18 protein-coding genes are annotated in these 23,484 nt (G+C 58.7%); 8 read left to right on the forward strand and 10 right to left on the reverse strand.

Going from position 1 to position 23,484, the window contains the following annotated elements; all coding sequences use genetic code 11:
- Positions 1–8 precede the first annotated feature (8 nt).
- Positions 9–3,191, forward strand: coding sequence for an efflux RND transporter permease subunit (locus CKW16_RS19410; RefSeq protein WP_095129836.1), 3,183 nt, complete (start codon positions 9–11; stop codon positions 3,189–3,191).
- Entirely contained in the window at positions 3,188–4,609 is a 1,422-nt protein-coding gene (locus tag CKW16_RS19415; protein WP_095129838.1) for an efflux transporter outer membrane subunit, read from the forward strand. Before CKW16_RS19410 ends, CKW16_RS19415 begins: the two co-directional genes overlap by 4 nt.
- A gap of 214 nt (positions 4,610–4,823) precedes the next feature.
- Here CKW16_RS19415 and CKW16_RS19420 read toward each other — a convergent pair whose 3' ends face one another.
- Genes CKW16_RS19420 through CKW16_RS19430 form a run of 3 tightly spaced genes read right to left on the reverse strand, consistent with a single transcriptional unit; the run spans position 4,824 to position 8,131 of the window.
- Entirely contained in the window at positions 4,824–5,789 is a 966-nt protein-coding gene (locus CKW16_RS19420; RefSeq protein WP_095129840.1) for an HlyD family secretion protein, read from the reverse strand.
- 4 nt (positions 5,790–5,793) lie between these two features.
- Positions 5,794–5,994: a DUF1656 domain-containing protein gene (locus tag CKW16_RS19425; protein ID WP_046048365.1), complete on the reverse strand. Its 201-nt coding sequence runs from the start codon at positions 5,992–5,994 to the stop codon at positions 5,794–5,796.
- Positions 5,984–8,131, reverse strand: a complete 2,148-nt coding sequence (locus tag CKW16_RS19430) for an FUSC family protein (RefSeq protein ID WP_095129842.1) — start codon at positions 8,129–8,131, stop codon at positions 5,984–5,986. Before CKW16_RS19430 ends, CKW16_RS19425 begins: the two co-directional genes overlap by 11 nt.
- 168 nt (positions 8,132–8,299) lie before the next feature.
- Here CKW16_RS19430 and CKW16_RS32900 point away from each other — a divergent pair, with 168 nt between their 5' ends.
- Both CKW16_RS32900 and tnpB read left to right on the forward strand, forming a co-directional pair.
- Positions 8,300–8,641 carry a transposase gene (locus tag CKW16_RS32900; RefSeq protein WP_141232756.1) on the forward strand — a complete coding sequence of 114 codons (342 nt, stop codon included), beginning with the start codon at positions 8,300–8,302 and terminating at the stop codon, positions 8,639–8,641.
- Positions 8,538–8,789 (forward strand): IS66 family insertion sequence element accessory protein TnpB, encoded by a 252-nt coding sequence (gene tnpB, locus CKW16_RS19440; protein ID WP_256580522.1) that lies wholly within the window; start codon positions 8,538–8,540, stop codon positions 8,787–8,789. Before CKW16_RS32900 ends, tnpB begins: the two co-directional genes overlap by 104 nt.
- Positions 8,790–8,928: 139 nt before the next feature.
- On the opposite strand, the gene CKW16_RS19445 is transcribed toward tnpB, so the two are convergent.
- Positions 8,929–9,459 carry a DUF2867 domain-containing protein gene (locus CKW16_RS19445; protein WP_095129846.1) on the reverse strand — a complete coding sequence of 177 codons (531 nt, stop codon included), beginning with the start codon at positions 9,457–9,459 and terminating at the stop codon, positions 8,929–8,931.
- 415 nt (positions 9,460–9,874) lie between these two features.
- Positions 9,875–10,495, reverse strand: coding sequence for a DJ-1/PfpI family protein (locus CKW16_RS19450; RefSeq protein ID WP_095130055.1), 621 nt, complete (start codon positions 10,493–10,495; stop codon positions 9,875–9,877).
- Between the two features lie 126 nt (positions 10,496–10,621).
- Here CKW16_RS19450 and CKW16_RS19455 point away from each other — a divergent pair, with 126 nt between their 5' ends.
- The 4 genes from CKW16_RS19455 to CKW16_RS19470 all read left to right on the forward strand — a co-directional run bounded on the left by CKW16_RS19455 (position 10,622) and on the right by CKW16_RS19470 (position 15,979).
- Positions 10,622–11,176, forward strand: a complete 555-nt coding sequence (locus CKW16_RS19455) for a TetR/AcrR family transcriptional regulator (protein ID WP_095129848.1) — start codon at positions 10,622–10,624, stop codon at positions 11,174–11,176.
- 461 nt (positions 11,177–11,637) lie between these two features.
- Positions 11,638–12,693, forward strand: a complete 1,056-nt coding sequence (locus tag CKW16_RS19460) for a tetratricopeptide repeat protein (RefSeq protein ID WP_095129850.1) — start codon at positions 11,638–11,640, stop codon at positions 12,691–12,693.
- Positions 12,694–12,809: 116 nt separating this feature from the next.
- Positions 12,810–14,312: an ATPase domain-containing protein gene (locus CKW16_RS19465; RefSeq protein ID WP_095129852.1), complete on the forward strand. Its 1,503-nt coding sequence runs from the start codon at positions 12,810–12,812 to the stop codon at positions 14,310–14,312.
- Positions 14,313–14,326: 14 nt separating this feature from the next.
- Entirely contained in the window at positions 14,327–15,979 is a 1,653-nt protein-coding gene (locus tag CKW16_RS19470) for an ATP-binding protein (RefSeq protein WP_371918042.1), read from the forward strand.
- An 831-nt stretch (positions 15,980–16,810) separates the two neighbouring features.
- Here the strand turns inward: CKW16_RS19470 and CKW16_RS19480 are convergent.
- The 5 genes from CKW16_RS19480 to CKW16_RS19500 all read right to left on the reverse strand — a co-directional run bounded on the left by CKW16_RS19480 (position 16,811) and on the right by CKW16_RS19500 (position 23,355).
- On the reverse strand, positions 16,811–17,188 hold the full coding sequence (locus CKW16_RS19480; protein WP_008146959.1) for a response regulator: 378 nt from the start codon (positions 17,186–17,188) through the stop codon (positions 16,811–16,813).
- A 77-nt stretch (positions 17,189–17,265) separates the two neighbouring features.
- Positions 17,266–18,447 (reverse strand): hybrid sensor histidine kinase/response regulator, encoded by a 1,182-nt coding sequence (locus tag CKW16_RS19485; protein WP_095129856.1) that lies wholly within the window; start codon positions 18,445–18,447, stop codon positions 17,266–17,268.
- The gene (locus CKW16_RS19490) at positions 18,441–19,034 is read right to left on the reverse strand and encodes a chemotaxis protein CheB (protein WP_095129858.1); all 594 of its coding nucleotides are present in this window, start codon (positions 19,032–19,034) and stop codon (positions 18,441–18,443) included. Before CKW16_RS19490 ends, CKW16_RS19485 begins: the two co-directional genes overlap by 7 nt.
- Positions 19,031–19,864: a protein-glutamate O-methyltransferase CheR gene (locus CKW16_RS19495; protein ID WP_095129860.1), complete on the reverse strand. Its 834-nt coding sequence runs from the start codon at positions 19,862–19,864 to the stop codon at positions 19,031–19,033. The genes CKW16_RS19490 and CKW16_RS19495 overlap by 4 nt, the downstream gene beginning before the upstream one ends.
- Positions 19,864–23,355 carry a response regulator gene (locus tag CKW16_RS19500; RefSeq protein WP_095130057.1) on the reverse strand — a complete coding sequence of 1,164 codons (3,492 nt, stop codon included), beginning with the start codon at positions 23,353–23,355 and terminating at the stop codon, positions 19,864–19,866. The genes CKW16_RS19495 and CKW16_RS19500 overlap by 1 nt, the downstream gene beginning before the upstream one ends.
- Between the last annotated feature and the right edge of the window lie 129 nt (positions 23,356–23,484).

Consider the following 23,484-nt stretch of genomic DNA (forward strand, 5'->3'; position numbering starts at 1 on the left):
TCTCTACGATGAATTTTTCCCAATTCTTCATTTCACGGCCGATCTTTGCAGCGGTACTTTCGCTGCTGATCCTGATCGCCGGCGCCATCTCGCTGTTCCAGTTGCCGATCAGCGAATACCCGGAAGTGGTTCCGCCGACCGTTGTGGTCCGCGCCAACTTCCCGGGTGCCAACCCAAAAGTCATCGGTGAAACCGTGGCTGCTCCACTGGAGCAAGCCATCACCGGCGTCGAGAACATGCTGTACATGTCCTCGCAGTCCACCGCTGACGGCAAGATCACCCTGACCATCACCTTTGCGCTGGGCACTGACCTGGACAACGCACAGGTGCAGGTGCAGAACCGTGTGACCCGGACCGAGCCGAAGCTTCCCGAGGAAGTGACGCGCATCGGTATCACCGTGGACAAGGCTTCGCCCGACCTGACCATGGTTGTGCACTTGACCTCGCCAGACAAACGCTACGACATGCTCTACCTGTCCAACTACGCCTTGCTCAACATCAAGGATGAGCTGGCGCGTCTGGGCGGTGTCGGTGATGTGCAGCTGTTCGGCATGGGTGATTACTCGCTGCGGGTCTGGCTCGATCCGAACAAGACCGCTTCGCGTAACCTGACCGCCACCGACGTCGTGACCGCGATTCGTGAACAGAACCGTCAAGTGGCTGCCGGTGCACTGGGTGCTCCACCAGCGCCGAATGCCACGGCGTTCCAGCTGTCGGTCAACACCCAAGGCCGTCTGGTTTCTGAAGAAGAGTTCGAGAACATCATCATTCGCTCCGGCGAAAACGGTGAAATCACGCGCCTGAAAGACATCGCTCGCGTCGAACTCGGCTCCAGCCAATACGCCCTGCGTTCCTTGCTGAACAACCAACCGGCGGTGGCGATCCCGATCTTCCAGCGCCCTGGCTCCAACGCGATCCAGATCTCCAACGACGTTCGGGAGAAAATGGCCGAGCTGAAGAAGAACTTCCCGGAAGGCATGGACTTCAGCATCGTCTATGACCCGACGATCTTCGTGCGCGGCTCCATCGAGGCGGTGGTTCACACCCTCTTCGAAGCACTGATCCTCGTGGTGCTGGTGGTGATCCTGTTCCTGCAAACCTGGCGCGCCTCGATCATTCCATTGGTGGCGGTGCCGGTTTCGCTGATCGGTACGTTTGCCGTGATGCACCTGTTCGGCTTCTCGCTGAACGCCCTGTCGCTATTCGGCCTGGTACTGGCTATCGGTATCGTGGTGGACGACGCCATCGTGGTGGTGGAGAACGTCGAGCGAAACATCGGGCTCGGATTAACTCCCGTAGAAGCCACCAAGCGTGCCATGCGTGAAGTGACCGGCCCGATCATCGCGACGGCACTGGTGTTGTGTGCGGTGTTTATCCCGGCCGCGTTCATCTCCGGCTTGACCGGGCAGTTCTACAAACAGTTCGCCCTGACCATCGCGATCTCGACCGTGATCTCGGCGTTCAACTCGCTGACGCTGTCGCCCGCCCTGGCTGCGGTGTTGCTCAAAAGCCACGACGCGCCGAAGGACGGTTTCTCCAAGGTCCTCGACAAGATCTTCGGTGGCTGGCTGTTCCGTCCATTCAACCGCTTCTTCGACAAGGCCAGCCACGGCTATGTCGGCACTGTGGGCCGGGTTATCCGCAGCAGCGGCATTGCCCTGCTGTTGTACGCAGGCCTGATGGTGTTGACCTTCTTCGGTTTCTCCAGCACTCCGACCGGTTTCGTACCTGGCCAGGACAAGCAATACCTGGTGGCCTTCGCGCAACTGCCGGACGCCTCGAGCCTGGACCGTACCGAAGACGTGATCAAACGCATGTCCGACCTGGCCCTGAAACAGCCGGGTGTGGAAAGTGCGGTGGCCTTCCCTGGCCTGTCGATCAACGGTTTCACCAACAGCCCTAACGCCGGCATCGTGTTCGTCACCTTGAAACCGTTCGACGAGCGTAAAGACCCGAGCATGTCCGCCGGTGCAATTGCCGGTGCGTTGAACGGCCAGTTCGCCGGGATCCAGGAAGCCTACATGGCGATCTTCCCGCCGCCGCCGGTACAAGGCCTCGGCACCATCGGTGGTTTCCGCCTGCAGATCGAAGACCGGGGCAACCTGGGCTATGACGAGCTGTACAAAGAAACCATGAACATCATCAACAAAAGCCACAGCGTGCCGGAACTGGCCGCCCTGTTCACCAGCTACACCGTGAACGTGCCACAGGTCGATGCGGCTATCGACCGGGAAAAAGCCAAGACCCACGGCGTGGCTGTCAGCGACATCTTCGACACCCTGCAGATCTATCTGGGTTCGCTGTATGCCAACGACTTCAACCGCTTTGGTCGTACTTATCAGGTCAACGTTCAGGCTGAACAGCAGTTCCGTCTCGAACCGGACCAGATCGGTCAGCTGAAAGTGCGCAACAACAAAGGCGAGATGATCCCGCTGGCGACCTTCATCAAGGTCAGCGACACCTCGGGCCCGGACCGCGTCATGCACTACAACGGCTTCATCACCGCTGAAATCAACGGTGCAGCAGCTCCCGGCTACAGCTCCGGCCAGGCCGAAAAAGCCATCGAGAAACTGCTCAAGGAAGAACTTCCGAACGGCATGACCTACGAATGGACCGACCTGACCTACCAGCAGATTCTGTCCGGTAACACCGCGCTGTTTGTGTTCCCGCTCTGCGTACTGCTGGCGTTCCTGGTACTCGCGGCTCAATACGAAAGCTGGAGCCTGCCACTGGCGGTGATCCTGATCGTACCGATGACCCTACTGTCGGCCATCACCGGTGTGATTGCTTCGGGAGGCGACAACAACATCTTCACCCAGATCGGCTTGATCGTACTGGTGGGGCTTGCCTGTAAGAACGCGATTCTGATCGTCGAGTTCGCCAAGGATAAACAGGAAGACGAAGGCCTCAGCCCGCTCGCCGCGGTACTGGAAGCCTGCCGTCTGCGTCTGCGCCCGATCCTGATGACTTCCTTCGCGTTCATCATGGGTGTTGTGCCTCTGGTGTTCTCCAGCGGTGCCGGTGCCGAAATGCGTCACGCCATGGGTGTGGCGGTGTTCTCCGGGATGCTCGGGGTGACCTTCTTCGGTCTGTTGCTGACGCCAGTGTTCTACGTGTTGATTCGTAACTTTGTGGAGCGCGGTGAAAAGCGCAAAGCGGCCAAGGCCCTGAAACTGGAGGCGCAACAATGAGTCTGAAAGCCTTCCTGCCGAGTCTTCTGGTACTGGCCCTGAGTGCCTGTGCCGTCGGCCCGGATTACAAGACCCCATCCACTGATCCTGCCAACATCACCACCGCCACCGATGGCAGTGCTGGTCAGAAGAACTTCGACCGCTCGCGTTTCGAAGGCATCTGGTGGCAGCAGTTCGAAGACCCGACCCTCAACCAGTTGGTGACTCAATCGCTGCAAGGTAACCGTGATTTGCGCGTGGCCTTTGCCCGCTGGAAAGCGGCCCGGGCGATTCGTGATGACGTCAGCAATGACGCCATGCCGACCATCACCAGCCGCGCCAGCAGTGACCTGGGCAAGGGTCAGATTCCGGGCCAGACCACCAAACGGGTCAATAGCGAACGCTACGACCTGGGCCTGGACATGGCGTGGGAGATCGACCTGTTTGGGCGTATCCAGCGCAACCTGGAATCCGCCGACGCCGAACAGCAAGCGCTCGAAGCCGATCTGTACCAACTGCAAGTCTCGATGATTGCCGAACTGGTGGATGCCTACGGTCAACTGCGCGGTGCGCAGCTGCGGGAAAAGATCGCCCTGGCCAACCTGAACAACCAGCAGGAATCGAGCAAGATCACCGTCAGCCTGCGTGATGCCGGCGTCGGCGATCAGCTCGATGTGGTCCGCGCCGATGCGCGTCTGGCATCTGTCGAAGCCAGCGTGCCGCAATTGCAGGCTGAACAGGTTCGACAGAAAAACCGCATCGCCACCCTGCTGGGTGAGCGGCCGGACAAGCTGACCGTCGACCTGAGTCCAAAAGACTTGCCGGCGATCGCCAAGGCCCTGCCGATCGGTGATCCGGGTGAACTGCTGCAACGTCGCCCGGACATTCTCAGCGCCGAGCGCAAACTGGCCTCCGCCACCGCCCGTATCGGCGTGGCCAAGGCTGATTTGTTCCCACGGGTCAGCCTCAGCGGCTTCCTCGGCTTCACCGCCGGGCGCGGTTCACAAATCGGTTCCTCGGCGGCCAACGCCTGGGCACTGGGCCCAAGCATTACCTGGGCCGCGTTTGACCTTGGCAGCGTGCGCGCCCGTTTACGTGGTGCCGATGCGGATGCCGAAGGCGCCCTGGCGACCTACGAGCAGCAAGTCCTGTTGGCGTTGGAAGAATCGGAAAACGCCTTTAGCGACTACGGCAAACGTCAACAGCGCTTGATCTCGCTGATTCGTCAGAGCGAATCCAGCCGCGCCGCGGCCGACCTCGCCCAAATTCGCTACAGCGAAGGCACGTCGGACTTCCTTGTCCTGCTCGACGCCCAACGTGAGCGTTTGGCGGCTGAGGACACTCAGGCCCAGGCCGAAGTCGATCTGTATCGCGGGATTGTCGCGATTTACAAAGCCCTCGGCGGTGGCTGGCAACCAGAGACGGTCGCCAGCAAGTAAAGTTTTAACGAGCTCCTTTGGTTGGCCGCAACCAACCAATTTCTTTGCCCCGCGCCTCATTCGGTCGCGGGGCTTTTTTTTGCCCGAGGAAAATGCCTGGCCCTTGTAGGAGCCGAGCTTGCTCGCGATGGCGGCGTGTCAGTCGACATCGATGTTGAATGTTAAGCCGCCATCGTCGGAACGCCGCCCGGAGCAAGCTCAGCTCCTACAGGGGTTAGCGGTGTTCTTGAGTATCGCGGTTTTCCAGGACTGTTACGGTGGCCGTGGTCCCGGCACGCAATCGGTTTTTGGCAGCGTAATCGGGGTCGATCTGTATCCGCACCGGCACCCGCTGCGCCAGTTTGACCCAGGTGTAACTGGGGTTGATGTTGGCCAGCAATCGACCTCCGGGCAGGTTCTCCCGGTCGGAAATGGCGAAGGCAATGCTTTGCACAGTGCCGCCGAAAGTTTCGCCGCTCATCAATTCGATCCTGACTCGGTCGCCCTCCTCGATTCGCGGCAGCTTGGTTTCTTCAAAGTAGCCACTGACATAAAACGAGTCGCTGTCCACCAGCGCCACCAGCGCGCCACCGGCCGCGGCATAGTCACCCTGACGGGTCAGCAGGTTGGTGACGTAACCACTGATGGGCGCTTCGACCCGCGTGCGCTGCAAGTCCAGTTCGGCCTGGGTCAATGCGGCGATTGCCAATTGCACGTTGGCCTGGGCCAAACCGAGATTGGCCTGGTTGCGCAACAACTCGGCCTGCGCCACCGCCACTTCCGTGCTGGATTTCTCCCATTCTTCGCCAGAAATCGCAAGCCGCTGCTTGAGCGTGCGCCGTCGGCGTTCTTCACTCTGACGCTGGCGGAGGAGCGCCTCACTGGCGACAATCGTTGCCTCGGACTGACCAAGGGTAGCTTTCGCCACTTCCACCGAGCGCTTGGCATGCTCCACCGCGAGGACATAACGCGCCGGGTCGATCTCCAGCAGCAACTGGCCTTTCTCCACATGCTGGTTGTCCTGCACGCCCAGGCCGACGATGCGCCCCGAGACATCGGCGGACAAAGTCACCACATCGGCACGCACCCGTGCATCCCGGGTCCAAGGGGCACGGGTGTAATGTTCCCAGGCAAACCAGCCGAGAACAAAAGCCAGCAACACCACCGCCACCGTCGCAAGTCGGGCAAGGATCTTCTTCAAAGCATCAAGCTCCCATGACCAGAATCAGCGTTGCGCAAACGCAGGCGTACAACGCGCCTTCGAACAAGGCTTCATGCCAGACGAACCGCAACACGCCAATGCGGCGCAAGATCCAGTCCAGCACCAGATAAATCGGTAGCGCAAGCAGTAACGCCTGGGCAATCGGCGGCAAGTAGACGCCACCCAATTCAAAATCAATGGGCAAGGGCCGGCACTCCTTCCGATTCTGTGGGTTGAAAGTGTTTGCGATGTCGCTCCAGAAACGACACCACGATCAACAACGCCACACGCATCCGGAATACCGACCACAGGTGTTCATGAACGCCTAAATGCAAGTCGTCCATTTCATCGCCCAAGACACGCAGGCTTCCGAGCAGTTGCTCAAGGCCAATCCCGGGCCGCCCGGCGATCAATCGTCCGGTCTCACGAACAGCAGCGAGCAAACGGTTTTGTTGATCAGTACTGAGCAACGTGTTGCTTCGCCCCTGTTGTCTGAGCTGGTTCAGCGCCACGCCCATCGCCATGCACCCGAGGCTGACTTCGAACAGCTCGCTGGATTGCTTGTCGTTGGTAGCCGGCAATAATCCCAACATCATGGTCAGGCGATCGACCATGCGGCTTTCAAACGCAAATTGCTGCTCATCGGTGACCTGCGTCTTCAGCAAAGCGTAGACCTGCTCACAGTTCTCATTGAACAGCCGGCGCATCCGCAAAACGGGCCTGAACGGGAAGATCAAGGCGTAGACACTGAGCGCCAGTGCGGCTGCGCAGATATAGGAACCGGCAAACTCGAACCACTGAATGGCGCTGTTTTGGCCGATTTCCGTGTTTTGCGGGCCCAGCAACAGAATGGTCGTCAGTCCAAGACCAATGCCTGTGCCAGTGGTTGGCGGACTGGACAGCCCCACCGCGACGGCATACAGCAAGGGGGTGAGCAACAAGGCGAGTAACTCGAAATCACTGATCATCGGTATCAGCAGGAACAGATACAGCGCCGACACCACCAAGGCCAGACCCAGCCCTCTGGCAAAGCTTTGGCTGGCCAGCAACGGTCGTGGAAACGTCGCCATCAGCGAACAGAGAATCCCCACCACGATCATCCCGCCACGAGCCCCGTCCCAAGCGGTCTCAATCCAGATCAGACCGGCCACCAGTAATGCGGTAAATGCGCGGATCGCATTCATGGCTGCCAATGTGAAATCCAGATGCAAGGGGTTGTCCTGGCCGCGAAACACGCAACTGGCTTCACGCCCTTCCTGGATCGCGTCGCTCAGCTCCAGAATCTGCCCCAGTTGCTCCAGCATCCGTGCCTGCTCCCAGCGCAGTGCCCAGGCCAGTGAGCGCAGCGTGGCTGGCATCGTCTCGGTCAGTTGTTCAGACCTGTAGGCCAGTTCATCAAAGCGTTGTTGCAGCGCGGCGAAATGGTGGCGAGCCTCAGTCGATAATGAACGCCCCTGCCGGGCCACTTCATCGAGGAAGACCAGTTCCTCGGCAAGTAAACGCTGTGAGTCGACGGGCAGTGCGCCTTTCCAGCGCTCAATCAGCAGTTCCCGCTGGTTGCGCAACGCCGTCAGCCGTGAAGTCAGTAACACCAGTTGGTTGCCAAGCAACTGCACCAGACTATTGGCGCTGCGCAGACGTGGCGCATCAAAGTACAAATGCCGCCGTACCCCCTCAAGGGCGCTGATCTCGCCTAGCAGCTTCATCTGCCGCTGACGGAAGTCGGCCTCGCTTTCTTCGGTTCGAATGACGGCTGCCGCATGAGTCGCGAGCAGCTTGATCACTTGATCGATCCTGCCGAAGTAGTCCCGCGCCACAGTTTCCGGTCGCGCGGTGAGCAGGCTGACCACGCACACGCAAGCCACCGCCAATAACGTCTCGGTCACACGGGTCACGGCCAGTAGGAAGGTGCCGCCCTGATCGGGCACCGCCAGCAGCGCCACGACCGCCGCCGTGTACCCGCTCAAAACAAACGCCTGGGAACTGGTGTAGCGCAACAAGGTGCCGCCGGCGGTACACAGCGCCAGCCACAAGGCCAGGGTGAGGATGAAAGGCAGGGGCGCCTGGGGAAAGATCGCCATGATCAACACCGCCACGACCGCCCCGAGTGTGGTGCCAATGACCTGGCCGAAACTCCGGGCCAGGGCCATGCCGCCCAATGGCTGGCTGACGATGACCACCGCCATGATCGACCACTTGGGCTGCTCAAGGTCGAACAGGAACGCCAGATACAACGTCAGCAGCCCGGCCGCGATGGTCCGCAGGGCGAACAACGCCACTCCGGGCCCGGGGTTGAGTATTGCTTTGAAGTACTGAAGCAGCGGTTGCATGGGAACGCTCATAGAGTCATCTCCAGCAAGCGTAGTCACTGCCTAGGCGCCTCGACGGGTTTCAATGTCGACGCAACGTAACCGTCCGGCCAACTCACCTTTCTGACCTCGACGCCAAAGGCGATGGTGTCCACCTAATTTAAGCGGACACCATTTCTAGCCTTTTAAGCGGGTCTTTCCATGCAGCCACAACGCCGTTCCTATTCCAAATCCTTCAAGGCCCAGGTTGTCCAAGAGTGCGCCCAGCCCGGAGCTTCGATTGCCAGCGTTGCGCAGAAGCACAGCCTTAACGCGAACCTCGTCCATAAATGGATTCGGGTACAAACGAGCAAAGCCACGGCGCTGCAACCTGCTTTCATTCCGCTGCCTTTGCAGCTAGCCGGAGGGCATCCCCTGGCTCCTTCATCGAGCATCTGCGTTGAAATCCAGCACCCGCGTGGCCGGCCGAAAGCGCCGCCTGTGCCACCTTTCTGTGAGACCTGTTGCGATGATTCGCATCGACGCCATCTGGCTTGCCACTGAACCGATGGACATGCGTGCCGATACCGAGACCGCGTTAGCCCGGCTTATTGCTGTGTTCGGTGCGGCGAAGCCGCTCTGTGCTTATCTCTTTGCCAATCGCCGCGCCAATCGGATGAAAGTTCTGGTGCATGAGTGGGTGCCGGCCTGACTTACGCAAGGTGAGTTGGGCGTACGCTTACAATGAACCTTCGAGGCCTAACGTTTGACATGAGAGACTTGGCCAGGCTTGCCAGAACAGCCTTTCGATGGAAGGGTTAGACCTCAGGGGGCACACTGCGCTCTCAGCCTTAGGGGCAGGTAGCCAGAGGCCAACCGACGCGCGCGGCACGGAGGAGGCTGGCCTTAACAACCAAGCGGTGAAATGGGGCAATAACGAAGATGTAGGCCCGGCCTAGACGGTTGTGGCACTGGACCACGGTTGAAAAAACGAGTTGGCGACTGCCTTCTGGCTCTGCCTCTCCAGAACATAGGATCGATATCCGGAAGTCGAGGTGCTTGTCGTCCTCTCCCAACACGATTTCAGTCTGGTTCGTGCTGTAGACCTTGAAGATTCCAACCCGATTAGCAAGTGAGGCCAAGTGTTTGGCTGTCTTGAGACCGAAACAGGCAACGATAGTGTCTCGGACTGTCGTGAGCCATCCGATCCAGGATGGCTGGTGGGAAAAGATGAATCGAGCTAGCAAATCTGGATTGCTGGATGTGCCCGCAGGGAGCCGAATCGCAAAAGCGTCCGCCAGGTTCATCGACTTGTAAAGGTGGGTGACGCCGGACCTCGAGGGGACTGGCACGGACATAATGAGCTCAAATTCTTGGGGCATCGGGGATCTCTCCTGAGTTCTAACTACTAATTAGACGACATGCCATGTCGCGTTTCTTGTTGCGATGGTTTGTCGTATAACGCTCCTTGTCGCCCTGTCAGTGCTTGTCTAGCTTAGAAGTGACGGTTACCGACTTTCAAGCCGGACAGGGACAACCGCGCTCACTGCTCATTCCCAAGCACACGAGGTATCTGCATAGTGGAGGAATCTCGCTGTACAAGCGGCTCTTTTTCCATATTGCGGCGTGCCTACTTAGGCTATCAGGTACGTATTCAAGTGTGGGGTTCACGGCAACTTCAGGTTCCAGGCGCAGTAGCGCACCAGGAGCGGAGCTCGCATGGGTCGTGGCGATGCCGTCCGGATAACCAATGTCCACGCCTTGATGAGGTCCAGAGCCTCGCTGAGCGAGCATGGATTAACTGGATGTCGTTGAGGCGCCAACTTCTCCTTGTCGGATACTGAGCCCGATCAAGGCATCATAGAGCTCTTGCTGCCCAGCTGGCAGAACAGGGAGCAACGTCGCACGGCGCTTGGCGACATCGAACCAGGATTCAACCAACCATCCCACCAGATAGAGCGCCGAAAGGCATCTGCCAGCGGTTGCAACGTTCCCCTGGCATACAAGAGGCTGGTCCACGGGCTCAAGTCCCAGAGCTTGCAAGCTCGATCGTGCATCCGGATGTGTAGTTGCTTGGCCGCTGAGCAGCCCAAGCCGTTCGAGAATGAAAGCTCCGGCGCATATGGAGCCGATTCGCTGGCGTCTGGAGTCAAGTTCAAACGACGGCAGGAAATCTGGGGCGGCAAGTGCAGCGGGTATCCCTTCCTTGCCGCTGACGAACAATACCGCGTCGGCACTATTGGCCTCGGAAAGCGGACCGTGCACCGAAACAGGCAGGCCGTGCGCCGATCGCACGATAGAGCTAGAACCCAATATTCGGACGTGCCAGTCCTCAGTGTTGCGGCCTAAAATGTCCCACATCAGGAATAGGTCGATATCAGTGAATTGGTCGAAAGCAACCAGAACGATTTTCTTCAAGGCGAGCTCCATGAAAAGTGCTGGCGTGCAAAACGCAACGGCCATCTTTGCTGGTGTTCGCAGCGTATCAATCGGTTGCGCACCATACACAGTCTGTATGGCGCTAAATATGGAGCGAAGTAACTGGTGAGAAAACTAACTCGTAACCATTGGATCGCGGCTGGTTTTGAGGCCCTCGACCAAATAGGGCATATTGGCGTTTCGGCCGAGAGTCTATCGCGCCGATTGAATGTGACCCGCGGATCGTTCTATCACCATTTCCGCAATCGCGAAGACTTTGTCCGCACCTTGCTGGCCGCTTGGGAAGAAGACTACACGGAGCGCATGCTCGCTTATGCGGCGCAGGGTCGTAGCGCGGGCGAAACCTTGAAACGCTACTTGAGTATTGCCGCTGAGAAACAACCTGGGCGGGAAGTTTCCATCCGAGCCTGGTCGCTGCACGATCCGTTGGTAGGCGAGTTTCAGCAGCGTGTTGACACAAGACGACTGGACTTCGCGATACGGACATGCCGCCGCTTGGTCCATATGCCAGGCGAAGCAGAAGTGATTGGTCAGGTGGCCCATCTGTGCCTGATTGGTGGTCAACAGGCAGGGCTGCGGCGTGATGCCGCTCGCTTCAACAGTTTCCTGCATCGAGCCTTTTCACTTTTCGAAGGGGCTCTTCCACCGTGGCGGGTCTAAGTCATGAGCTAAATTGGGTAACTGAATAAATAGAGTTCGCGTGCCACTGCAAATGTGTTTGGGTAGGGACGTCGCTACCAATCTCAACGGCAGCTAAATTCTCGGCAGCACTCAATTCCTTCACCGAATGGCTGCTTGAACGCCATTCCCTTCAAGGCAAGCCGCCTAGCTAACGCGATCTACCAATCTCCAGCTCTATTGCACGCCATTGGTCTCCTAGGGCTAACGTCCATGCCACTGGCCTACGGCACTAACTTGAGTACGGTCTTCACCACACGCATACCCTGCACAAGGCGTATTCCCCGTACGCTTACGACGCAACCTGTAGGCAAAATCATTGATAGGCCAGTCTGCCTCGAATCGACTGACTCACGTATTCAACTGAGTCTGGGTTTGACTCAAAGCCTTGCCTGACCGAAGCTGGCACCTTTGCAACAGCTTGCCAGCTCCCGGATTCCTGCATGCCCCAGTCCCGCCGCTACTTGCTCATCAGCCTCTGCGTCCTGTTTGCCATCGGCGTTGCCTGGTTTTCCCTGCGCAGCACAACCCCCGCCGTGCCGGAGGCGATCAAGCGTGGCTACAGCGAGGCGCTGAATCAGGCGCGCGCAGGCCAACCGGGCGCAGCGCGGGTCCTCTACCAGCAATTGGGCCGCCCTGATATATCGGTCAAGCGCCGCGTCTGGTTGCATGCCGAACTGCCCAACTACCCGAGCTCCGTGGCCCTGAAACTGGCGGATGCGGACTTGCAGCATGAGTCGCCGGACGTGCGCATCGCGGCGATCAAAAGCATCAGCGGTCTGGTGCCCAGCGGTCAGCGCAGCCTGCTGCTGGGCCCGTTACTCGATGACGGCGAACAGCGCGTCCGCTATGCCGCCGTGAATGCTTTGCTGGGGCTATCGCCGGACGACCTCGGTTTGTACTTCGGGCCGCTGGAGCAAGCCATCGATGCCTGGGAACAGGACCTGAAGAGTCAACCGGAAAGCGCCGACAACCAATATCAACTGGCTCGACTGCATCTGCACAATGCCGAATTGAAAGAGGCGCAGCAGGCACTGCAGAACACCTTGCGTCTTGCGCCCGGCAACCTGCCCGCGCTGGTGATGCAAATCGACGTGCTGGATCGCCTGGGCCAAAACGATGCTGCCCGGCAACTGTTGGCCAAGCAGCTAAAGGCTCAGCCCGACTCGGCCTACCTGCAACATGCCCTGGGACTCTGGCTGTTGCATCACGGGCAAAGTGAGTTCGCCCTGCTCGGCCTTTCCAAAGCCGTGGAACTGGAGCCGGACAACAAGGATTACCGCTACGACCTGGCCACCACGCTTCACGATGAACAGGAGCTGGAAGCGGCGCAGAAACAGTTGCAGGAGATCGTCCAGCGCCACCCGGCCGACCGAAAAGCCCGGGTATTGTTGATCAACTACTGGAAAGAAAGCGGCCAGCTACAGAACGTGCAAATTCTGTTGGCGCAACTTGAACAACTCAATCCCGACGACCCCGCCTTGCAGCAAGGGCTTTAACAACAGCAAAAATTTCGTTGAACTCGTCGTCTCGGCCAAGGGTCAAGAGAACAGGCAGTCCATTCAGGCACTTACGGCCTGCTGCCTCGCTTCCCCTAGTCATGAGAGGGCATTTTTTGTCTACATCAAACGAGTTGATCAGTGCAAAAGCCGCCACCGGCATCGAAGGTCTGGATGACATCCTGGCCGGTGGTTTGTCCCGCGGGCATGTGTTTTTACTGGAGGGTGAACCCGGTACCGGCAAAACCACCGTCGCTTTGCATTTCCTGTTGGCCGGCGCCCGAGCCGGCGAGCGCTCGTTGTACATCACGTTGTCGGAAACCGAGCGGGAGCTGCGACAGGGTGCGTTGTCCCACGGCTGGGAGCTGGATGAGAACATCCACATCTTCGAGCTGACGCCCCCGGAAAGCCTGCTCAATGCCGAGCATCAGCAGAGCTTGTTGTATTCCTCGGACCTTGAGCTGGGCGAAGCCACCAAGCAGATTTTCGAAGTAGTCGAACGGGTCAAACCGACCCGCGTGGTGCTCGACAGTCTTTCCGAAATCCGTCTGCTGGCCCAAAGTTCATTGCGCTACCGACGCCAGATCCTCGCGATCAAACATTACTTCGTGCGCTATGACGCCACGGTGGTGTTGCTGGACGACCTGACCACCGAATCCCTCGACAAAACCGTGCACAGTGTGGCCCACGGCGTGATTCGCCTTGAGGAACTGACACCCAACTATGGCGCCGAGCGTCGACGGATCCGTGTGGTGAAGTACCGTGGCCAGAAGTACCGTGGTGGCTTTCACGACTTCACCATCATGGGCGATGGCGTGCATGTTTTTCCGCGTCTGGTGGCCGCCGAGCATCGCGGTCGCTATATCCGTCAGCAACTTTCCAGCGGCATCAAGGAAATGGATGCCTTGCTCGGTGGCGGGATCGAGACCGGGTCCAGTACGTTGATCCTCGGCCCGGCCGGTACCGGCAAATCGCTGATTTCGATGATCTTCGCCGCTGCCGCCGTGACCCGTGGCGAAAAAGCCGCCCTGTTTATTTTCGATGAAGAGCTCGGGTTGCTGTTCGAGCGCATGAAGAACATCGGCATCGACCTCCAGGCGCTGCAAGACACCGGCAACCTGCTGATCGAGCAAGTGGACGCAGCCGAGTTGTCCCCCGGAGAGTTTTCCTATCGGGTTCGTCGCTGCGTCGATGAGGGCAATATCAAGACCGTGGTGATCGACAGCATCAATGGCTATCAAGCGGCGATGCCCGAGGAAAACGCTTTGGTACTGCACATGCACGAGTTGCTGCTGTACCTCAATCGCCAGGGCGCCGCGACCTTCATGACCGTCGCCCAGCATGGACTGGTCGGTGACATGCAAGCCCCCGTGGACATCACCTATCTGGCCGACACGGTCATCCTGCTGCGTTACTTCGAGGCACTGGGCAAGGTGCGCCGGGCGATTTCGATCATCAAGAAACGTACGGGCAGCCATGAATCGACCATTCGTGAATACCGCATCAGCGCTCAGGGCATGACCATTGGTGAACCGCTGGATGCATTTCAGGGGGTATTGCGTGGCGTTCCCACTTATCTGGGTGCCAGCAAACCCTTGCTTGAGGAAGGAAGCCCGTGATTGCCCAGGAAGCGATGTCCGAGCGCGCGATCATTCTCGCGCCGCTGGGTCGCGACAGCCAGATTGCGCTGATGATGCTCAACGAAGCGGGTTATGACGGGGTGATTACTCGGGACCTGGTGGCGTTGTGCAGTGAACTGGAGCAAGGGGCAGGTTTGTTGCTGATATCTTCCGAAGCCTTGTTGGGCGGTGACCTTGAACCGCTGCTCGGCCTGATCGAGCAACAACCGGCCTGGTCGGACCTTCCAATAGTATTGATGACCTACCATGGTGGCCCGGAACAAAACCCGGCGTCGCGCTACGGCCCACAGCTGGGGAACGTGACCTTTCTTGAGCGCCCTTTCCACCCGGTTACGTTGATCAGCCTGGTGACCACCGCGTTGCGCGGACGTCGACGACAGTACGAAGCCAGGGACCGGCTGATCGATCTGAGTCAAAGCGAACTGCGGTTGCAAAACACCCTCGAAACCCTCGAACAGCAGGTCGAGGAACGCACCGCCCAGCTGCGACACAATGAAGAAGCCCTGCGCCAATCGCAGAAGATGGAAGCGGTCGGCCAGCTTACCGGCGGCATTGCCCACGACTTCAACAACATGCTGACCGGCATCATCGGCAGCCTGGAGCTGCTGCGTCGCCGTCTGGCCCGTGGGCGCACCGACGATCTGGACAGTCTTATTGACCTGGGCGTGACCTCAGCCAACCGCGCGGCAGGCCTGACCCACCGTCTGCTGGCGTTCTCCCGGCGTCAGTCGCTGGACTCCAAACCCGTGGAGATGAACACCCTGGTGGTTTCGATGGGCGAGTTGCTTCAGCGCAGCATCAACGAAACCATTCAGCTGGACATGCAGCTGAACGAGCAACTCTGGGTGGCCGAAGCCGATCCCAATCAACTGGAAAGCGCCCTGCTCAATCTGGTGATCAATGCTCGGGATGCGATGCCCGATGGCGGCAAACTGGTGGTAAAAACCAGCAATCAGCATCTGGACATTGGCTTCACCGAAGCCCAGAGCAACCTTCAACCGGGTGATTACGTGGTGCTAAGCGTCACAGATACCGGGTGTGGCATGCCGCAAAGCACCATCAACCGGGCCTTTGATCCGTTTTTTACCACCAAACCCATCGGTCAGGGCACAGGCCTTGGATTGTCGATGATCTATGGCTTCAGCAAACAATCACGCGGCCACGTCGCCATTCACAGTGAAGTGGGCAAAGGCACCACGGTGAGTCTGTTTCTCCCGCGATTCGGCGGTGACGTGCCTCAAGACAGCCCGGTGGACGTCCAGCACGCTCCGTTCGCACGGAATGGCGAAACGGTGCTGATCGTCGAGGACGATCCGGCGGTGCGGGTGTTGGTCAGTACGGTGTTGAGCGATCTGGGCTATGCCTTCGTCGAGGCTGGCGATGCCGACAGCGCGGTGCCGATTCTCGATTCCGGGCAGCGTATCGATCTGTTGATCAGCGACGTTGGATTACCCGGCATGAATGGCCGGCAACTGGCGGAAATTGGCCGGCAGTACCGGCCGGACCTCAAGGTATTGTTCATCACCGGGTATGCCGAGCATGCGGCAGTGCGCGGTGGTTTCCTCGATCCCGGCATGCAGATGATCACCAAGCCGTTCACCTTCGACCTGCTGACGGCGAAGGTGCGGGAGATGATCCGGATCTGACGCGCCCCCCTGCAGGAGCGTAATGCTGTTCACTTAAGGTCGGGATTTCCAGGTACACACATGCGTAGCTAGGGGGCGGTGGATCAAGGGCCGAGCGGTGTTTTGTTTTTTGTGTGTATATCCGTTTCTGCGGTTACGGCTGCTGGCGGTTTCGCTTTTACAGCGAGTCACTTTCGAAAAGCCTGCGCGGCCCGGCGGAAAGTAACCAAAGCGCTCTTGCCCCTTTCGTTCGGTGCCTCGCCTAGGCTCGGCATGCCCTCGCTCCGGTCCTGCTCCGTGGGCCCGCCGCCATCGGCCATCCATGGCCGGGGGCGGCTAACCCGGCATCCATGCCGGGTTGCCCACTGCGCAGAACCTCCACTCGGCCTCTCGAGGGGGCGGTGCATCGAGATCAAAAGCTGCAGGCGAGCTAACGCTCGGCCTGTTGAGTGGTAAGGAGCGTGCGTGCATCCCCTCTCCCCGGTAGGAGCTGTCGAGTGAAACGAGGCTGCGATCTTTTGATCTTGCTGTGGCTGTGGCTTTTGATTTTGATCTACTGCCCCTTTCCCAGAGGCCGAACGCAGGCGTTGCGCAGGGGGCACCGCGGCAAGGATGCCGCGGTAGCCGCCCCCGGCCATGGATGGCCGATGGCGGCGGCCCCCCGGAGCAATGCCGGAGTGAGGGCATGCCGAGCCAAAGCGAGGCACCGAATGGCGGGGCAAGAGCCCTTGGTTACTTGGGGCTTTTCCAAGTGACTCGCTGTAAAAGCGAAACCGACAGCCGCCGTTACCGCAGAAACGGATATGTACCCCAACCTTAAGTGAACAGCATTCCCTGTAGGAGCAAAGCACCTTACGACAGCATTTCCTGCATAAGCTCTTGCAGCACATCCAGATCGAACGGCTTGGCCAGGATCGGCGCCTTGCGGGTGATCGGGCTGTCCGTCTCGCGGATCTCCTGCGGATAACCGCTGATAAAGATCACCTTGAGTTCCGGTCGCAGCTTCACGGCAGGTTCAGCGATCTGGACGCCAGAGATTCCGCCCGGCAGGCGGAAGTCGGTGATCATCATGTCCAGGTGCGGTTTGCTCGACAGAATTTCGAAGGCTTGCTCGCCGTTTTCGGCCTGCAACACCCGGTAGCCCTCACCCGACAGATAGGCCGACAGCACCATCAAAATGGAGGGGTCATCTTCGACGATCAATACGACGTCTTGTGCATCTTCACTCATGGGAAGCCTTTGTTCGGTCAATAGCTGCTGATACGACCGTGGGGTCGATCAGAGGTTGCGTTTATCTGGCTGTTTTCCTACAGCGGCAGACAAACGCGAAACAATGCGCCCTCGCCAATCCGGCTTTCGACGGTAATGGAACCGCCATGGGCGGCCACAATCTGCTCGGAAATAAACAACCCCAGGCCCAACCCCGCGACAGCGTGTTTGGCCGTGACGCGTTCGAACTGCTGGAAAATACGCTTCTGGTTTTCTTCGCCGATGCCGATCCCGAGATCGCGCACTTCCACCCGAGCCTGACCGCTCTCACTGTACACCTTAACGGTGATCGGACTCTTTGCGCCGTAGCGCAAAGCATTGGTCAGCAGGTTGGAAATCACCTGTTCAATGCGAAATTCGTCCCAGCTGCCCACCACCGGTTGCTCGGCCTCCAGGGTGACCGTGGACTCGGCAGCATCGACCTGCGGGGCAAAGTTCTGCAACAAGCTGCGAACCAGCGCCGACAGGTCGAAGCGCGTCGGTCGGATCGACAACTTGCCGGTGCGAATGCGCGATACATCGAGCATGTCTTCGATCAGTCGGATCAGGCTTTTGATCTGCCGCTCGTCGCGATCGACCATCGCGTGCATCTTGTCCAGAGTGAACGCCGCGGCGTTATCCCGGGCCAGGTGCATCTTGCGCAACTGGGTTTCGAGGATCAGGCCATTGAGCGGCGTGCGGACTTCATGGGCGACGATGGACATGAAGTCATCACGCATGCGCACTGCTTGCTCCAGTTCCAGCTGGGTACTCTGTAACTGCTTGAGCAACGCTTCCTGCTCACGGCGACTCTGCTCCAGCTCTTCGACCTGATGTTTCATCGCCTTGCTTTGGCGATACAGTTCTACGAACACGTTGACCTTGCTCTTGACCGCGTGGATATCCAGCGGCTTGTAAAGGAAATCCACCGCACCGCTTTCGTAACCTTTGAAGGCGTAGTTCAGCTCGCGACCGCCCGCACTGACGAACACGATCGGGATGTTCTTGGTCTTTTCCGTGCCGCGCATCAGCTCGGCCAGCTCGAAGCCGTTCATGCCGGGCATCTGCACATCGAGAATGGCCATGGCGAATTCGTGTTGCAGCAACAGCGACAAGGCTTCGTCGGCGGACAAGGCTTTGTAGACGATACGGTCTTCGCGCTTGATCAGCGCTTCAAGCGCCAACAAGTTCTCCGGCAGATCGTCGACGATCAGCAATTTGGCCTGGATAGTACTTAGCATGCGATTCGTTCCAGCTCGACAAGCAGACGGCCGATGCCGCGTATAGGGAGAATGTGGTCCGGCTGGTGTATATCAAGCGCCGCCTGAGGCATGGTCGCGACCTGGGCTTCATCCGGGTCCTGGACGATGGTCATGCCGCCACGACGCTTGACCTGGGCCAGACCGCGGGCGCCATCGCTGTTGCCGCCGGTCAACAACACAGCGGCCAGGGCTGAACCGTAGGCATCGGCGGCCGACTCAAACAGGTAGTCGATGGCCGGTCGCGAATAATGCACGCGGGCTTCCAGGCTCAAGGAAAAACTGCGGTCCTGCTCCACAGACAAGTGATAACCCGGCGCCGCGAAATACAACGTTCCCGCTTCGACCAGCGTCTTGTCGCGGGCTTCCAGTACAGGCATGGAGACTCGCCGTGCGAACACCTCGGCCAGTTGACTGCGACGTTCGTCCGGCAGGTGCAACACCACGATGATCGGCAGCTTGAAGCCTTCTCGCAATGGGCTGAGGATACTCAGCAACGCCTCCACACCGCCGGCCGAGGCGCCGATTACGATAGCTTCTATAGAAGGCAAATCCGCTGCACTGTTCATGATTTGCGGTAAATCCGTTCTTGTTTGACCAACGGTTCGAACTGGTTGCCGTAAGCCGAAAAATCCAGGGTTTCCTTACTACCGAGCACCAAAAATCCTCGATGGCAAAGGGACTCATGGAACAAACCGAACGCACGATCCTGAAGCTTTTTGTTGAAGTAAATCAAAACATTACGACACGAAATTAATTGAGTTTCTGAAAAGACACTGTCAGTCGCCAGGCTGTGATCGGCGAAGGTCACGTTCTCACACAGCGTCTTGTCGAAAATCGCGTAACCGTAAGCCGCCGTGTAGTAGTCGGCGAACGAACGCTGGCCACCTGCCTGCTGGTAGTTATGAGTGTAGGCGCGGACATTTTCCATGGAGAAAATCCCTTGCTTGGCCTTGTCCAGCGAGCGCGGGTTGATGTCGGTGGCGTAGATGATGGTGCGATCGAGCAAGCCTTCTTCGCGCAGCAGAATGGCCATCGAATAGACCTCTTCCCCCGTGCTGCAACCGGCGATCCAGATCTTGATCGAGGGGTAAGTCTTGAGCAGCGGCACCACTTCCTGACGGATCGCGAGGAAATGCGAAGGGTCGCGGAACATTTCACTGACCGGGATCGTCAGCAGTTGCAGCAACTGCATGAACGCCGCCGGGTCGTGCAAGACCTTTTCCTGCAACGCTGAAATGGTCGTGCACTCGAACTGGCTCAACGCGTGAGTGACCCGGCGCTTGATCGAAGCGCCGGAGTAGTCGCGAAAGTCATAGCTGTATTTGAGGTAGATCGCCTCGATCAACAAGCGAATTTCGATTTCGCTATTTCGCTCCACTGAAAAATTGCGTTCCACTAAATGCGTTCCATTTTTGGTAACCACACGCGAATCAGTGAGAACAGGCGATCCAGGTCAATGGGTTTGGCCAGGTAATCATTGGAGCCCGCTTGCAAGCAGCGCTCCTGATCGTCCTTCATGGCCTTGGCCGTCACCGCAATGATTGGTAGCTTGCGCCAGCGCGGGTCCTTGCGGATCTCGATGGTGGCTTCGTAACCGTCCATCTCCGGCATCATCACGTCCATCAACACCAGATCGATGTCCTCGACTTCATTCAGTCTTTCAATCGCTTCACGGCCGTTACGGCCAATGACCACGACTGCACCCTTTTGCTCCAGAGCACTGGTGAGGGCGAAGATGTTGCGTACATCGTCGTCCACCAGCAGCACCTTGCGACCCTCGAAAACCTTGTCGCGGCTGCGCGCGGTCTTGAGCATCCTCTGGCGTTCATGGGACAACCTGGATTCGACTTTGTGCAGAAAGAGTGTGACCTCATCCAGCAAACGCTCGGGCGAGCGGGCGCCCTTGATGATGATCGAGCGCGAATACTTGCGCAGATCGGCCTCTTCGTCCCGGGTCAGGTTGCGCCCGGTGTAGACGATCACCGGCGGAAACGAGCAGATATCTTCCGTGGACATACGCTTGAGCAGGTCGTTGCCGAGCATGTCCGGCAGCTTCAGGTCGATGATCATGCAATCGAAAATCGTCGTGCGCAGCAGGTCCAGGGCATCTTGTGCCAGGCCAACGGCAGTGATCTCGATGTCATCGTCGCCGATCAGCCGGGCAATGCTGTCGCGCTGCAGATCATCGTCTTCGACCAGCAGGACGCGTTTGACCTTCTGAGTCAGCTTGGCCTCAAGGCGGGCAAACACGTCCTTGAGTTCTTCGCGGGTAGTCGGTTTGACCGCATAACCGATGGCGCCCATGTGCATCGCGGCTTCGACCCGGTCTTCCACCGAAATCACATGCACCGGAATGTGCCGGGTTTCAGCGTGCTCCTTCAGGCGTTGCAACACAGTCAACCCGGAATGATCCGGCAGACGCATGTCCAGCAGAATGGCGTCCGGGATGAATTCCCTGGCCAGGTCGTAACCCTCGTCCGCGCCGTGCGCCACCAGGCACTGATACCCCAGCTCATGGGCCAGGTCATAAAGGATATTGGCAAAGTTCGGCTCGTCTTCCACCACCAGAATGCAACGAGTGGCGAATGGCGCCTTGGTGCGATCGTCGTCGAAACGCGGAATTTCAACTTCGGCGATCAGCGGTACCAGCGCGGCAGGCGTCACTCTCGGCGTAATGGCAACCGGCGCGGCTCTCATCGGCTCGACAGGATTCTCGCCCGGTTCGACGTATTGCTGCGGCAAAACCAGCGTGAACACACTGCCCTGCCCCGGCTCACTGGTGACACTGATGGAACCGCCGAGCAAGGCGGCCAGATCGCGGGAAATCGACAAGCCCAGGCCGGTGCCGCCGTAACGGCGATTGGTGGTGCCATCGGCCTGGCGGAAGGCTTCGAAAATGCTGTCCTGCTGATCCGCGGCAATGCCAATCCCCGAATCGCGAATGATAAAGGCGATTCCGTCACTGGGCTGGCTGGCGACCGTCAGGCTGACCGTGCCTTTTTCGGTGAATTTCACCGCGTTGGACAGCAGGTTCTTGATGACCTGCTCCAGACGTTGGCGGTCGGTGTAGATCATCATCGGCGCACCGGCTTGCACCTCGACCTGGAAATCCAGTTTCTTGTCGGTCGCCAAGGGCTGGAACATCCCGCGCAAGCCATCCACCAGACGGGCGACACTGGTGTTCTCCGGTCGCATCTCAAGCTTGCCGGCCTCGACCTTGGAAATGTCGAGAATGTCGTTGATCAAGTTGAGCAAATCATTGCCGGCGGAGTAAATCGACTCGGCAAACTTGACCTGCTCGGCGCTGAGGTTTTCCTGGGGGTTTTCCGCCAGCAACTTGGCCAGGATCAACGAGCTGTTCAGCGGCGTGCGCAATTCGTGGGACATGTTGGCGAGGAATTCAGACTTGTACTTGCTCGAGCGCTGCAACTCTTCGGCGCGTTCTTCGAGTTGGGTCTGGGCCTGATTGAGCTCGCTGTTTTTCAGGTCCATGGCGTCGCGCTGGTCGGCGAGGATCTGCGCCTGCTCGGCGAGTTGCTCATTGGTTTGTTCAAGCTCGACCTGCTGGGTCTCCAGATGAGCCTGAGATTCCTTGAGAATCCGCGACTGCTCCTCCAGCTCTTCGTTGGCGGTCTTGAGCTCTTCTTGCTGGACTTGCAGCTCTTCATTGAGCTGCTGGGTTTCGGCCAGCACTTCCTGCAAGCGCTGGCGATAGCGCGCGGCCTCGATGGACGTGCCGATGTTGCCGGCAATCAGCTCAAGCAATTCGACATCGCGATCAGTCAGCGGGCGCAGGAAGCCCAGTTCGATCACACCGTTGACCCGATCGTCGTCACTGGTCGGCACCACCAGCACGCTATGCGGCAGACCTTCGCCCAGGCCGGAGCTGACCTTGAAATAACCGCTCGGTACGTCATCGAGACGGATCAAGCGAGCCTGGTGCGCTACCTGGCCGACAATGCCTTCATCGCTGTAAATCTGCTGTTCGCGCGCTTCCTGCTCGCGGGAGAAACCGTAAGAGGCAATGCGCTTGAGACCCCCATGTTCTTCGCGGACATAAATGGCTGCTACGGCGGTGCCCAGGTACTGCGCGCAGAACTGCAGAATGTTGCGGCCCAGCAGGTTAAGCGACAGTTGCCCCAGCACTTGTTCGGCCAGTTCAGTCTGGCCATTGCGCAGCCAGGCCTGCTGTTCCAGACGCTGGGCACTGGCCTGCTGCCCGGCGAGGTTGGCGCTGTAACTTTGTGAAAGGTTGAGCAAGTCCCGACGGCCAATGTAGGCCAGCAAGGCGCTGATCCCGGCGATGAACAACAGATAAAGGCTGATGCTCCAGATCGTGGTGCGGCGCACTTCCTCGTTGCGCGTGGTGCGCAACTGTTGCTCCATGTCGATCACGTCTTCGAATTGCTTGCGGATCTCATCGGTCAGCCGCTTGCCGCGCCCGGCCTTGACCGTGCTGCGGTAATCGCCGCTGGATCGCTGCAAGTCAATTAATGCCTGCGCGTAAGTGGCCCACTCATTCTGCAAGGCCTGGAGCCGGTGCAGACGGTCGGTCTGCACCGGGTTGTCCGCGGTCAGTTCGAGCAAGGTATTGAGGGCGACAGCGATTCGCGGCTTTGCCGTTTCGTAGGGTTCAAGGAAGTGCTCGTCGCCAGTGAGCAGGAAGCCGCGCATACCGGTTTCCAGATCGACGGTCAGCTTGATCGATTCATTGGCGTTATTGATCACCCGGTCGGTGTGCTCGACCCACTGGGTCACCGACAGCAGGTAAGTGATCAGCGAAACAAAGAACACTGCACTGAGCACGCCGACACCCAACGGCAGGCTGACGTTGCGGCTCAGGAGTTTACGGAATCGTTGCTCATCAACCGAAGACGCGGATGTCATGGGGGAGACCTTGTCGAACTGTTGAAAACCAAGGAGTTTGCCCCAAAAGTGGCACATTGATCCAATTATCTGACACCTTTTCGAGCAAAATCCTACATTCCACTGCTCCAGCGCAAAGGAGCGGTTATC

This window comes from Pseudomonas sp. Irchel s3h14 (genome assembly GCF_900187425.1).
GTDB lineage: Bacteria > Pseudomonadota > Gammaproteobacteria > Pseudomonadales > Pseudomonadaceae > Aquipseudomonas.